Source organism: Salipiger sp. HF18, from assembly GCF_011806505.1.
Lineage (GTDB): Bacteria > Pseudomonadota > Alphaproteobacteria > Rhodobacterales > Rhodobacteraceae > Salipiger > Salipiger thiooxidans.
Map to the genome: position 1 here is coordinate 1 of NZ_JAATOS010000100.1, position 12,228 is coordinate 12,228.

Annotated in this window: 14 protein-coding genes and 1 pseudogene; 10 read left to right on the forward strand and 5 right to left on the reverse strand. The window is 65.6% G+C overall.

What is annotated here, in order from left to right:
- Window positions 1-68: 68 nt before the first annotated feature.
- From sucD to sucC, 3 genes are all read right to left on the reverse strand, one after another.
- Entirely contained in the window at window positions 69-953 is an 885-nt protein-coding gene (gene sucD, locus HC022_RS11010) for a succinate--CoA ligase subunit alpha (protein WP_089958654.1), read from the reverse strand.
- Window positions 954-1,098: 145 nt separating this feature from the next.
- Complete coding sequence (locus tag HC022_RS11015; protein WP_008883103.1) at window positions 1,099-1,449, reverse strand: hypothetical protein; 351 nt, start codon at window positions 1,447-1,449, stop codon at window positions 1,099-1,101.
- An 87-nt stretch (window positions 1,450-1,536) separates the two neighbouring features.
- On the reverse strand, window positions 1,537-2,730 hold the full coding sequence (gene sucC / locus HC022_RS11020) for an ADP-forming succinate--CoA ligase subunit beta (RefSeq protein WP_008883498.1): 1,194 nt from the start codon (window positions 2,728-2,730) through the stop codon (window positions 1,537-1,539).
- A gap of 276 nt (window positions 2,731-3,006) precedes the next feature.
- Here sucC and HC022_RS11025 point away from each other — a divergent pair, with 276 nt between their 5' ends.
- Window positions 3,007-4,059: a glycosyltransferase family 2 protein gene (locus tag HC022_RS11025; RefSeq protein WP_167452459.1), complete on the forward strand. Its 1,053-nt coding sequence runs from the start codon at window positions 3,007-3,009 to the stop codon at window positions 4,057-4,059.
- Between the two features lie 21 nt (window positions 4,060-4,080).
- Here HC022_RS11025 and mdh read toward each other — a convergent pair whose 3' ends face one another.
- Together mdh and HC022_RS11035 are read right to left on the reverse strand one after the other, a co-directional pair.
- Window positions 4,081-5,043, reverse strand: coding sequence for a malate dehydrogenase (gene mdh, locus HC022_RS11030; RefSeq protein ID WP_008883250.1), 963 nt, complete (start codon window positions 5,041-5,043; stop codon window positions 4,081-4,083).
- 272 nt (window positions 5,044-5,315) lie between these two features.
- Entirely contained in the window at window positions 5,316-5,633 is a 318-nt protein-coding gene (locus HC022_RS11035) for a hypothetical protein (protein WP_089958647.1), read from the reverse strand.
- A gap of 299 nt (window positions 5,634-5,932) precedes the next feature.
- Here HC022_RS11035 and HC022_RS11040 point away from each other — a divergent pair, with 299 nt between their 5' ends.
- The 9 genes and pseudogenes from HC022_RS11040 to HC022_RS11080 form a co-directional block, all read left to right on the forward strand.
- Window positions 5,933-6,784 carry a CoA ester lyase gene (locus tag HC022_RS11040; RefSeq protein WP_167452460.1) on the forward strand — a complete coding sequence of 284 codons (852 nt, stop codon included), beginning with the start codon at window positions 5,933-5,935 and terminating at the stop codon, window positions 6,782-6,784.
- A 42-nt stretch (window positions 6,785-6,826) separates the two neighbouring features.
- The gene (locus HC022_RS11045) at window positions 6,827-7,372 is read left to right on the forward strand and encodes an NnrU family protein (protein WP_089958639.1); all 546 of its coding nucleotides are present in this window, start codon (window positions 6,827-6,829) and stop codon (window positions 7,370-7,372) included.
- A 16-nt stretch (window positions 7,373-7,388) separates the two neighbouring features.
- Window positions 7,389-7,592 carry a DUF1737 domain-containing protein gene (locus tag HC022_RS11050; protein ID WP_089958635.1) on the forward strand — a complete coding sequence of 68 codons (204 nt, stop codon included), beginning with the start codon at window positions 7,389-7,391 and terminating at the stop codon, window positions 7,590-7,592.
- Window positions 7,592-8,623, forward strand: a complete 1,032-nt coding sequence (locus HC022_RS11055) for a MaoC family dehydratase (protein WP_167452461.1) — start codon at window positions 7,592-7,594, stop codon at window positions 8,621-8,623. Before HC022_RS11050 ends, HC022_RS11055 begins: the two co-directional genes overlap by 1 nt.
- 101 nt (window positions 8,624-8,724) lie before the next feature.
- The gene (locus tag HC022_RS11060; RefSeq protein WP_040383622.1) at window positions 8,725-8,928 is read left to right on the forward strand and encodes a hypothetical protein; all 204 of its coding nucleotides are present in this window, start codon (window positions 8,725-8,727) and stop codon (window positions 8,926-8,928) included.
- A 231-nt stretch (window positions 8,929-9,159) separates the two neighbouring features.
- Window positions 9,160-9,555, forward strand: a complete 396-nt coding sequence (sdhC, locus tag HC022_RS11065) for a succinate dehydrogenase, cytochrome b556 subunit (RefSeq protein WP_008883312.1) — start codon at window positions 9,160-9,162, stop codon at window positions 9,553-9,555.
- A 13-nt stretch (window positions 9,556-9,568) separates the two neighbouring features.
- Entirely contained in the window at window positions 9,569-9,940 is a 372-nt protein-coding gene (locus tag HC022_RS11070) for a succinate dehydrogenase, hydrophobic membrane anchor protein (protein WP_167452462.1), read from the forward strand.
- An 18-nt stretch (window positions 9,941-9,958) separates the two neighbouring features.
- Window positions 9,959-11,764, forward strand: a pseudogene (sdhA, locus tag HC022_RS11075) (succinate dehydrogenase flavoprotein subunit).
- On the forward strand, window positions 11,764-12,228 hold a 465-nt coding region (locus HC022_RS11080), incomplete at its 3' end, for a hypothetical protein (protein ID WP_167452463.1). The pseudogene sdhA and the gene HC022_RS11080, both read left to right, overlap by 1 nt.

Below are 12,228 nucleotides of genomic sequence, written 5' to 3' on the forward strand. Positions count from 1 at the left end.
CAAGTCCCGGCCCATCAACGATTTCGTGTCCGCGGCGGACGGGACTGCCCGCCGCGGACGAAGATAGCTCAGCCCTTGATCGCGGCCATCACGGCCTCGCCGAGGGTGGCGGGGCTGTCGGCAACCACGATGCCCGCGGACTTCATGGCTTCGATCTTGGATTCCGCGTCGCCCTTGCCACCGGCGACGATGGCGCCTGCGTGGCCCATGCGGCGACCCGGAGGGGCGGTGCGGCCGGCGATGAAGCCTGCGATGGGCTTCCAGCGGCCCTTCTTCTTCTGCTCGGCGATGAAGGCCGCGGCCTCTTCCTCGGCGGAGCCGCCGATTTCGCCGATCATGATGATCGCTTCGGTTTCCGGATCGTCGAGGAACATGTCGAGCACGTCGATGTGCTCGGTGCCCTTGATCGGGTCACCGCCGATGCCGACGGCCGAGGACTGGCCGAGGCCGAGGTCGGTGGTCTGCTTCACGGCTTCATAGGTCAGCGTGCCCGAGCGGGACACGACGCCCACCTTGCCGCGCTTGTGGATGTGGCCGGGCATGATGCCGATCTTGCAGGCGTCCGGGGTGATGACGCCCGGGCAGTTCGGGCCGATCAGGCGCGAGGAGCTGTCGATCAGGGCGCGCTTGACCTTCATCATGTCGAGAACCGGGATGCCCTCGGTGATGCAGACGATCAGCGGGATCTCGGCGTCGATGGCCTCGAGGATCGAGTCGGCCGCGAAGGGCGGCGGCACGTAGATGACCGAAGCATTGGCGCCGGTCACGTGCACGGCCTCGTGGACCGAGTTGAAGACGGGCAGGCCGAGGTGGTCCTGGCCACCCTTGCCCGGGGTCACGCCGCCGACCATCTTGGTGCCGTAGGCGATGGCCTGCTCGGAGTGGAAGGTGCCCTGCGAGCCGGTGAAGCCCTGACAGATGACTTTAGTATTTGCGTCGACGAGGACTGCCATGGTTGGCGTTCTCCCTAGTTGGCCGCGGAAGCGCGGCGCGCGTTTTGAGACGGCGCCGCGGGACGCGGGCCGGTGATACGGAAAGACAGCACACGGCCCAAGGGCGCGCGCTGTCCGCTCTGTTCGGTGAAGGGAAGGGGGGCCGTTACTGCCCGTCGCGTCCCGCGATCTCGTCCAGCGCCCGCGCCAGCAGGAGCGCAACGCCCCCCAGCATGAGCGAACGCCCGATGGAGTCCGTCACGTTGGCCGGCGCGAAGGTCTGCACGCCATCCCGACCGCGCTGCGCGGCACGGCGCCAGCGGCTGAGCCGCGGTCCGTCCCCCATGCGGTTGGGCTGCGGAACATGCCCGAACTTCGGCTTGGCGACCAGCAGAGCCGCTCCGATCGCGAGCATCCCGCCGGCATAGGCCACCGGCAGAAGCCGGTCGCGACGTGCCGGAAGCGGCTTCGCGGAGACGGTGGGCAGGGTGTTGCGGCCGGGCAGCTTGATCGACATGACGGAGTCCTCCTTTGCGGGGGGAACACGCCACGCGCGCGGAACGTTCCACGCCGTCGGTGATATGCTGCATCGACCGCACCCGGATCAGCCCTTCACGGCCTTCACGATCTTCTCGGCGCCATCGCTGAGGTTGTCGGCGGCGATCACGTTCAGACCGGAGTTCGCGATGATCTCCTTGCCGAGATCCACGTTGGTGCCTTCGAGACGCACGACCAGCGGAACCTGCAGACCGACTTCCTTCACCGCGGCGAGCACGCCCTCTGCGATCACGTCGCAGCGCATGATGCCGCCGAAGATGTTCACCAGGATGCCCTTCACGTTCGGGTCCGAGGTGATGATCTTGAAGGCTTCGGTCACCTTCTCCTTGGTTGCGCCGCCGCCCACGTCGAGGAAGTTGGCGGGCTCTGCACCGTAGAGCTTGATGATGTCCATGGTCGCCATGGCAAGGCCTGCGCCGTTCACCATGCAGCCGATCTCACCGTCGAGCGCGATGTAGTTCAGGTCGTGCTGCGATGCGGCGAGTTCCTTGGGGTCTTCCTCGGTCTCGTCGCGCAGGCCGACGATGTCGGGGTGGCGGTAGAGCGCGTTGCCGTCGAAGCCGGCCTTGCAGTCGAGGCACTTGAGATCACCGTCGGTGGTGACGATCAGCGGGTTGATCTCGAGCATCTCCATGTCCTTCTCGACGAACATCCGGTAGAGGTTCGAGAGGAGGTTGGTGCACTGGCGGATCTGCTTGCCGGACAGCCCGAGGGCGAAGGCGACGCGACGGCCGTGGAAGCCCTGGTAGCCGACGGCGGGGTCGATGGAGAACGACAGGATCTTCTCGGGGGTCGAGGCTGCCACTTCCTCGATGTCCATGCCGCCCTCGGTCGAGCAGACGATGGACACGCGCGAGGTGACGCGGTCGACGAGCAGGGCGAGGTAGAATTCGGAGGTGATGTCCGAGCCGTCCTCGATGTAGATGCGGTTGACCTGCTTGCCTGCCGGACCGGTCTGGTGCGTCACCAGCGTGTGGCCGAGCATCCGGTTGGCTTCCTCGGCGGCCTCTTCGACCGACTTGGCAAGGCGCACGCCGCCCTTTTCGCCAGCCTCGGATTCCTTGAAGGAGCCCTTGCCGCGACCACCCGCGTGGATCTGCGCCTTGACCACCCAGAGCGGGCCGTCGAGCTCGCCCGCGGCGGTCTTGGCGTCGTTGGCAGTCAGCACGATACGGCCGTCGGAGACCGGGCAGCCATAGTCGCGCAGAAGCGCCTTCGCCTGATATTCATGGATGTTCATGAAAGAATCTTCCCGTCTTGCTGCGATTTCGGTGCCGGTATACCCATGCATATCGGCCTGCGTCAGTCGAAATATTGCCGGACCCCGCGAATTGCGAGCAATTTTTTCGCTTTGTGATCACACGTTTGGGGGCTGTGATCACAAATACCGGCGGACCCCGCCGATGTTAGCGCGTGACGGGCAGAATCACGCCGAACTGCCTGTCCGGTTGGCGATTGTGAGCTCGGGCCGGTCGCGGTATCGAGGAGGAAACCGCGACGAACGGAGGCCCGAGACGTGCAGAGACTGGTGAGATACGGCGAGGACCGGCACGATTCAACGGCGCTTCCGGTGGTCGCGCTGGCCCATAACGAGGTCAACATCCTCGCCGACTTCCTCGACCACTACCGCCGGATCTGCCGCCCGACCTTCCTCATCGTCGACGACCGTTCGACCGACGGCACCTCCGAGTTCCTCGCGGCCCAGCCCGACGTCACGGTGTTCCATCCGAAGCCGGACTCGCATTTCGGCACCGACAAGGCGGAGTGGCGCGGCGAGATCATGGACACGCTCTGCACCGGCCGCTGGAGCCTCGTGCCGGATCTCGACGAGCATTTCGTCTACCCGGGGATGCCAGGTCGCGAGATCGGGTCGTACCTCTCCGAGCTCGATGCCGAAGGCGCCGAGGTGGTGCTCACGCTGATGATCGACATGTATGGCGACCTGCCGCTGTCCGAGCACGTCTATCCCGATGGCAGCGGCCGCAGCCTCGCCGAGTGCTTTCCGTTCTTTGACGCGCCTGCAGGCTTTCCCGACGGCTACATCATGCGCCCGGTCACGCCCAAGGTGCTGGCCAAACACCCGTCGCCGCCGGTCATCTTCAACGGCGGCGCGCGGCACCGGCTGTTCTACCCCAAGCCCAAAGGGGCGGGGCCGCTCGCGACCTGGGTGGTGCGCAACCGCTTCGGGCTCGACCGGCCGGTGAATGCCGATGCGGGCTGGCTCGGGCGGAAGGTGTCGCGCAAGCTCTTCAGCGGTTCGCTCAACTGCACCAAGCTCGGACTGCTGCGCTGGAAGCGGGGGATGCGGTTTGCCGGCGGCCCGCACAAGGCCGACACCGCGCTGCGCTGTTCCGAGAGCATCGCCGCCTTCCTGCATTACCCGCTCACGCGCGGGCGCAAGGGGGTCGAGTACATCGCGCAGCGCGGACAGCACGCGGATGGCTCGGAGCATTACAAGCGGCTTCTGAAGGGGGGGACGCTGGAGCAGTCGCCGGTCTTCGGCGGCTCGAAGCGCTATACCGGTCCCGAGGACCTTGCCGGACTGATCCGGGGGGTGCCGGGGCGCTGAACCACGCCCCGGCGGGGTATCTTACGCGAGCGAGCTGTCGATGTCCTTGCACGCCTCGACGAGGCCCTTCACGGCCTTGACCGAGGTGTCGAACATCTCTTGCTCTTCCTTGTTGAGCTTGATGTTCATGATCTTCTCGATGCCACCGGCGCCGATCACGGTGGGCACGCCCACGTACATGTCGGACACGCCGAGGTCGCCGTCGCAGTAGGCGGCGCAGGGCAGGACGCGCTTCTGGTCCTTGAGATAGGCTTCCGCCATTTCGATGGCCGAGGTTGCGGGCGCGTAGAAGGCCGAGCCGGTCTTCAGCAGGCCAACGATCTCGGCGCCGCCGTCACGGGTGCGCTGCACGATGGCGTCCAGCTTCTCCTGCGTGGTCCAGCCCATCTCGACGAGGTCCGGCAGCGGAACGCCGGCGACGGTCGAGTAACGGACCGACGGCACCATGGTGTCGCCGTGGCCGCCGAGCACAAAGGCGGTGACGTCCTTCATCGACACGTTGAACTCGGTCGCGAGGAAGTGACGGAAGCGGGCCGAGTCGAGCACGCCTGCCATGCCGCAGACCTTGTTCGCGGGCAGCCCCGAGAATTTCTGCAGGGCCCAGACCATCGCGTCGAGCGGGTTGGTGATGCAGATGACAAAGGCATCCGGAGCGTTGTCGCGGATGCCTTCACCGACGGATTTCATGACCTTGAGGTTGATGCCGAGCAGGTCGTCGCGGCTCATGCCGGGCTTGCGCGCCACACCGGCCGTCACGATGCAGACGTCGGCGCCGGCGATGTCGGCGTAGTCTTGCGTGCCCTTCAGCGTGGCGTCGAAGCCTTCCGAGGGGCCGGACTCGGCGATGTCGAGCGCCTTGCCCTCGGGGGTGCCTTCGGCGATGTCGAAGAGAACGACGTCACCCAGTTCCTTCAGGGCTGCGAGGTGGGCAAGCGTGCCGCCGATCTGTCCCGCGCCGATGAGGGCGATCTTGGGTCTGGCCATGGATCTAATCTCCGCTCCATTTGACAATTCCGCCGCTTGCGTAAGGGTTTGCCTGCACAGGTGCAAGGGTGCTGCGGGAGGCCCGGGCGGCGCTTGGCGCGGAGCGATTCTGAAATGATGGCGCTAAAGACAAGGAAAACGATAGGTTAGCATACGAACGGTCGCGCCCGCCCAGAGTGTGTAAATCACCACGTGAGGGGGCCGTGATTGCCGTCAAAAATGGCACTCGGGCGCGAGACCTTCGATTCTCGGACGGATCGTGCGGCCGTGCGTCACGCGTCGCTTTCCGGCTTCGGCAGCGCCTCGGCGAGGGTTTCGAACGCCTGTCCGCTGGCGACGAGACAGGTGACGCCCGCGGCGGAGGTCACGGTGATCGTCCAGGTGCCGGTCTCGCCCGAGGCGAACACCTCCATCATCGCGTTGTTGCTGCCGAGCCCGATGCTCCGGCGGGTCTCGCCGTATTTCGTGGCAAGCTTCTCGACGACCTGGTCGCGCGGGGCGCAGGCGGGGTTCTGAGCGTGCGCCGTTCCGGCGGAGACCGCCGCGATCACGGCCGCCACGACTGTCGTAACTGCTTTCGTCGCATTCATCGCTTTGCCCTTTCGGCTGTGGCGCCGGGCCGGGCGGCTCTTTGTCCGCGTCCCGCGCCTGTCTTGCCCTCGGCTTCGGTTGGCTTCGCTCCCGCGGCGGGGACCGTTTCCGCCGCCTGTTCCGAGCCTGCGGAACAATGTCCAAGGAAAGGTTAACGGACCCGCGCGTTCCCCCCTGCCAGGGCGCAACAGCTCAAATGCGGTGCTTTTTTCTGCGTCGCGGCACAAAGTCTCTTGCACTTTTCGCAAAAAACTGGCCTCTACCACGCAACATTATTTCTTCGAGAGGGAGGAGAAACATGGACCTCACGATGCGCCCCTACCGCTCGGTGCTCTATATTCCGGGCTCCAAGGACCGTGCTCTGGACAAGGCCCGGACGCTTCCGGTCGATGCGATCATCTTCGATCTCGAGGACGCGGTGTCGCCCGGAGAAAAGGAGGCCGCGCGCGAGACCCTCGCTGCGGCGCTGCGCCAGGGCGGTTTCGGCAAGCGCACGAGAATCGTGCGGATCAACGGGCTCGACACCCGCTGGGGCAAGGACGATGCGGTCGCCGCCAACGACATGGATTGCGATGCCATCCTGCTGCCCAAGGTCGAGAGCCCCGAACAGCTCGACGCGCTTGCGAAGCTCACCGACAAGCCGCTCTGGGCGATGATGGAGACACCGCGCGGCATCCTCAACGCCGCCGCCATCGGCGCGCACGAGCAGCTCTGGGGCATGGTCATGGGCACAAACGACCTCGCCAAGGAGCTGAACTCGCGCTTCCGCGCCGACCGGCTGCCGATGCAGAGCTCGCTCGGGCTCTGCCTGCTGGCCGCCAAGGCCACGGGCTGCGTCATCGTCGACGGCGTCTACAACGCCTTCAAGGACGACGAGGGACTCAAGGCGGAATGCGACCAGGGCCGCGACATGGGCTTCGACGGCAAGACCCTGATCCACCCCGCGCAGGTCGCGATCACCAACGACGCCTTCGCCCCGACCGAGGCCGAGATCGACCTTGCCAAGCGCCAGATCGAGGCCTTCGAGGCCGCCGGGAAGGCGGGGCAGGGGGTCGCGGTCGTCGATGGCAAGATCGTCGAGAACCTGCACGTGGCCACCGCGCAAAGCATCCTCGCGAAAGCGGATGCCATTGCTGCCATGACAGAATAATCGCACTGTGCCGGGAATTAGGTAAGACCAAAGGAGACACCCATGGTCCTTCTCATTCTCGGCGTCGCCCTGTGGTGGGCCGCGCACCTGTTCAAGCGACTCGCCCCGGCGCAGCGGGCGGCGATGGGCGACAAGGGCAAGGGGGCGATCGCGCTGGCCCTGCTGGTGTCGGTCCTGCTGATGATCTTCGGCTACCGCATGGCGGACGGCGCCTTCTTCTGGGGGCGGCATCCGGCGACGGTCGGGATCAACAACCTGCTGATGCTGGCGGCGCTCTATTTCACCTCGCCGGGCCCGAAGAAGGGCGCGCTCTTCTACAAGATGCGTCACCCGATGCTGACGGGCTTCCTGCTCTGGGCGGTGGCGCACCTGCTTGTGAATGGCGACGTGCCCTCCTTCGTGCTGTTCGGCGGGCTGGGCCTCTGGGCCATCGTCGAGATCATGGTCATCAACCGGACCGAGCCCGGCTGGACGCCGCCCGCGAAAGGCAGCATCGGCAAGGACGCGATGTTCGCGGCGATCAGCGTGCTGCTGCTCTTCGTGATCGGCTACATCCACACCTGGCTCGGCTACCCGACCTTCGGCTAACCTGTTGGAGCAAAGAATGAAGATCTACCGCTTTCTCTCCGAGGACGACACTTCCGCCTTCTGTCACAAGGTGACATCGGCGCTGAACAAGGGCTGGGAGCTCTACGGTCAGCCCACCTACGCGTTCGACGCAGCCAACGGTGTGATGCGCTGCGGGCAGGCCGTGGTGAAGGAGGCCGAGGGCGACTACACCCCAGACCTCAAGCTGGGAGAGCTCTGATGGCCAAGACCAACCCGGGCAGGTTCTTCGAGGATTACAGCATCGGCCAGGTGATCGAGCACGCGGTGCCGCGCACCGTCTCGGGCGGGGAGCGGGCGCTCTATCATGCGCTCTACCCGGCGCGGCATGCTCTTTATTCCTCGGACGAATTCGCCCGGGCCTGCGGTCTGCCGGCCTCGCCGCTCGACGATCTGGCGGCGTTCCACGTGGTCTTCGGCAAGACCGTGCCGGACGTGTCGCTGAACGCGGTGGCAAACCTCGGCTATGCCGAGGGGCGCTGGCTGAAACCCGTCTATGCCGGTGACACGCTGCGGTCCTCCTCCGAGGTGATCGGGCTCAAGCAGAACTCGAACGGCAAGACCGGGGTGGTCTACGTGCGCACCACCGGCACCAATCAGAACGGCGAGACCGTGATGGAGTATTGCCGCTGGGTGATGGTGCGTAAGAAGGATCTCGATGCGCCTGCGCCCGAGACGGTGATGCCGGAGCTGAAGTCGGTGCTGGCGCCCGAGGATCTGGTGATCCCCGAGGGCCTGGATTTCTCGGCCTACGATTTCACCCTCGCGGGCGAGCCGCACCGCTGGGGCGATTACGAGCCGGGCGAGACCATCGACCACGTCGACGGCGTCACCATCGAGGAGGCCGAGCACATGATGGCGACGCGGCTCTGGCAGAACACCGCCAAGGTGCATTTCGACGCCACCTTCCGGCCCGACGGCCAGCGCCTGATCTACGGCGGTCACGTGATCTCGATGGCCCGCGCCCTGAGCTTCAACGGGCTTGCCAACGCGCAGATGATCGTAGGGCTGAACGGCGGCGCCCACGCCAACCCGTGCTTCTCGGGCGATACCGTCAAGGCCTGGACCGAAGTGCTCGACAAAGCCGACACGCCGGCGCCGGGCGTGGGCGCGATCCGGCTGCGGCTGGTGGCCACCAAGGGCGGGGAGCCCTTCGCGCTTCGGGGCGAGGACGGCAAGTATCTGCCCGAGGTTCTGCTCGATCTCGATTACTGGGCGCTCATGCCGCAATAAGCTGCGGGGGAACATTAACTAAATCTTAGCGTTAGTGTTTCCCGATCTTTACAATCGGAGTGGTGAAAGAGAATCGTCCTTTTTGCAGAAGAGGTTCCCCGATGTCTGGCACTCCGCTCCCAAGCGGCACGAGCGACGTTCTGGCGATGCCGGCGAGCAAGATCCCCGAAGCCATCGACGCGTTGGTCAAGCGCCGCAAGTTCAGCGGGCTCGTGTCCCGCATTCACCGGGATCTGAACTCGGCGGATCCCGCCCGCCGCAGCATGGGCGCCCTCGCGCTCAAGCGGCTGGGCTTCCCCGAGTGAGCCCCGGGTCCGCACCGTGCGGGCCTGCACAGAATCAAGTCCCCGCCCGGTTTTCCGCGACGCAGAATGTTAGCGTCGAGAATGTGATCACAGCTTTTTGGGTGTGATCACATATCCTGCCTATTTTTTCCAAAAGCGGGCAAAAAACGCGCTCGCTGCGCGTGCAGTCTGGTGACAGAGGGGGAGAAAACCCGCTAGAACCCGAGCACAAGGGAACCGAAAGGACTAGCCATGGCCGAAGCGAAACGGATCGAGCGCCCGCTCTCCCCCTTCATGTTCGTTCAATACTACCGCCTCCAGCTCACCGCAGTGACCTCTGTGATGATCAGGATCACCGGCAACGCGATGATGGTCGCGGTGCTCCTGCTGATCTGGTGGCTTCTCGCGCTCGCCGCGGGACCCGAATACTTCGAAACCGCCGAATGGTGGATCACCTCCTTCGTCGGCGACCTGATCATGTTCGGCTCGCTCTGGGCGATCTGGTACCATTACCTCGGCGGCCTCCGTCACCTCGTCTTCGACGCGGGCAAGGGGCTTGACATCGAAACCGCCGAAAAACTCGGCTGGATCTGCGTTTACGGGTCGGTCGTGCTGACGATCCTGACCGTGATCATCATCTGGCTCTGAGGGGGACGTCACGATGCGTTATATCACCGACCGCAAGCGCGCCGTTGGCAAGGGCTCGGCCCACACCGGCGCAGAGCATCACTGGTTCATGATCGTGTCCTCGGTCGCGCTGGCCTTCATGATGCCGGCCTGGATCTTCATCTTCGGCAACGCGCTCGGCTCCGGCTACGACGCGGCGCTGGCAACCATGTCGCGGCCCTTCCCCGCGATCCTCACCGCGCTCGTGCTGATCGTTGGCATGATGCACTTCCACAAGGGTGGGCGTGTGATGATCGAGGATTACACCGCCGGCACCACTCGCAAGGTTCTGATCATGGCCTACGTCGGCTTCAGCTACGTCATGATCGCCTGCGGGCTTTTCGCGCTCGTCAAGATCGCGCTCTGAGACAGGAAGACCAGGAAAATGGCTGCATACGAATACGAGACGCATACCTATGACGTCGTGGTCGTGGGGGCCGGCGGCGCCGGCCTGCGCGCCACGCTGGGCATGGCGGAGCAGGGCCTGCGCACCGCCTGCGTGACCAAGGTCTTCCCGACCCGCTCGCACACCGTCGCCGCACAGGGCGGCATCGCCGCGTCGCTGTCCAACATGGGCCCCGACAACTGGCAGTGGCACATGTACGACACCGTCAAGGGCTCGGACTGGCTCGGCGATACCGACGCGATGGAATACCTCGCGCGCTCGGCTCCCGCCGCGGTCTACGAGCTCGAGCACTACGGCGTGCCGTTCTCGCGCACCGAGGAAGGCAAGATCTACCAGCGGCCCTTCGGCGGCCACACCACCGAGTTCGGTGAAGGCCCGCCCGTGCAGCGCACCTGCGCCGCGGCCGACCGTACCGGCCACGCCATCCTGCACACGCTCTACGGCCAGTCGCTGAAGAACAACGCCGAGTTCTACATCGAGTACTTCGCCATCGACCTCATCATGAGCGATGACGGCGTCTGCCAGGGCGTGGTCTGCTGGAAACTCGACGACGGCACCTTCCACATCTTCAACGCCAAGATGGTCGTTCTGGCCACCGGCGGCTACGGCCGGGCCTACTTCTCGGCCACCTCGGCGCACACCTGCACCGGCGACGGCGGCGGCATGGTGGCCCGTGCGGGGCTCGCGCTGCAGGACATGGAGTTCGTGCAGTTCCACCCCACCGGCATCTACGGCTCGGGCTGCCTCATCACCGAGGGCGCACGGGGAGAGGGCGGTTACCTCACCAACTCCGAGGGCGAGCGCTTCATGGAGCGCTACGCACCGACCTACAAGGACCTCGCGCCGCGTGACTACGTCTCGCGCTCGATGACAATGGAGATCCGCGAAGGCCGCGGTGTGGGCGAACATGGCGACCACATCCACCTGAACCTGTCGCACCTGCCGGCCGAGGCGCTGGCCGAGCGGCTTCCGGGCATCTCGGAATCGGCGAAGATCTTCGCCGGCGTCGACGTGACCAAGGAGCCGATCCCGGTGCTGCCGACCGTGCACTACAACATGGGCGGCATTCCGACCAACTACTGGGGCGAGGTGCTGAACCCGACCGCGGACAACCCGAATGCCGTCGTCCCGGGCCTGATGGCCGTGGGCGAGGCGGGCTGCGCCTCGGTGCACGGTGCCAACCGTCTCGGGTCCAACTCGCTGATCGACCTCGTGGTCTTCGGCCGCGCTGCCGCGATCCGTGCCGGCGAGGTGGTTGACCGCGCCGCGTCCAAGCACGCGCTGAACCAGGTCTCGGTGGACAAGGCCTTCGACCGCTTCGACAGCATCCGCAACGCGGACGGCGATACGCCGACCGCCGAGCTGCGCCTCGAGATGCAGCGCACCATGCAGGCCGACGCGGCGGTGTTCCGGACCGACAAGACCCTCAAGGAGGGTGTCGAGAAGATGACCGCGATCGCCGGCAAGATGGGCGATCTCAAGGAAAATGAACGGAAGCTGAGATGGAAATAGGAACTGATGGAATAGCTGGAACTCACCAACAGAAGGACCAACGCGCTCGCGACCATCGTCGGCGCCGAGGCGCGCAAGGAGAGCCGCGGGGCGCACGCCCATGAGGACTATCCGAACCGCGACGACGAGAACTGGCGGGTCCACACCATCAGCCGCGTCGAGGGCAACACGGTGACGCTGAGCCAGCGCCCGGTGGTTGTCGATCCGCTGACCACCGAAGCCGAGGGCGGCATCAGCCTGGCCAAGATCGCACCGAAAGCCCGGACGTTCTGATGAAGCCCGTGCTTTTCGCTGCCATTCTCACTCTTGCGGCCTTCGGGCCGAGCCCGGAAGCCCAGGCTCGGTTCCAGGCGCAGAGGGCAGCGATCTGGCAATGTGCGGGGCAGGAGCGGGCGACCCAGCCGCTTGCCATCGCGCAGAAATACCGCTCGGCGAATGGCGTGACCGCCAATTCCTACGTCGCGCTTGCCAGCCGGTCGACGCCGCCCGAGCTTGCGGGGCAGATCAATGCCTGCATGTTCGACGCGGTAGGCCGGCCTCCGCTCACCCCGATGCCGGCCCGGTCCTACAAGAACCAGGTCTACCCGGCAGCGACCCCGGCGGATCTGGGCAAGGCGCTCGATCCGTTGGCCTCGGCCGCCTACCTGCGCCGGCTCGAGGGCGACGCGGGCGTCGTGGGCCCGATCATCGCGCAACCCGCGATGCTGAGCCTGCCGGGGACAGTGAAACGCGGAGCG

Excerpts from the sequence above, each read along its gene's own strand:
- HC022_RS11035 (WP_089958647.1), bottom strand. The coding sequence starts at position 5,633 with ATGAATGCGACGAAAGCAGTTACGACAGTCGTGGCGGCCGTGATCGCG.
- HC022_RS11060 (WP_040383622.1), top strand. The coding sequence starts at position 8,725 with ATGTCTGGCACTCCGCTCCCAAGCGGCACGAGCGACGTTCTGGCGATG.
- HC022_RS11040 (WP_167452460.1), top strand. The coding sequence starts at position 5,933 with ATGGACCTCACGATGCGCCCCTACCGCTCGGTGCTCTATATTCCGGGC.
- HC022_RS11045 (WP_089958639.1), top strand. The coding sequence starts at position 6,827 with ATGGTCCTTCTCATTCTCGGCGTCGCCCTGTGGTGGGCCGCGCACCTG.
- sucD (WP_089958654.1), bottom strand. The coding sequence starts at position 953 with ATGGCAGTCCTCGTCGACGCAAATACTAAAGTCATCTGTCAGGGCTTC.
- sdhC (WP_008883312.1), top strand. The coding sequence starts at position 9,160 with ATGGCCGAAGCGAAACGGATCGAGCGCCCGCTCTCCCCCTTCATGTTC.
- HC022_RS11070 (WP_167452462.1), top strand. The coding sequence starts at position 9,569 with ATGCGTTATATCACCGACCGCAAGCGCGCCGTTGGCAAGGGCTCGGCC.
- mdh (WP_008883250.1), bottom strand. The coding sequence starts at position 5,043 with ATGGCCAGACCCAAGATCGCCCTCATCGGCGCGGGACAGATCGGCGGC.
- HC022_RS11050 (WP_089958635.1), top strand. The coding sequence starts at position 7,389 with ATGAAGATCTACCGCTTTCTCTCCGAGGACGACACTTCCGCCTTCTGT.
- HC022_RS11055 (WP_167452461.1), top strand. The coding sequence starts at position 7,592 with ATGGCCAAGACCAACCCGGGCAGGTTCTTCGAGGATTACAGCATCGGC.
- HC022_RS11015 (WP_008883103.1), bottom strand. The coding sequence starts at position 1,449 with ATGTCGATCAAGCTGCCCGGCCGCAACACCCTGCCCACCGTCTCCGCG.
- sucC (WP_008883498.1), bottom strand. The coding sequence starts at position 2,730 with ATGAACATCCATGAATATCAGGCGAAGGCGCTTCTGCGCGACTATGGC.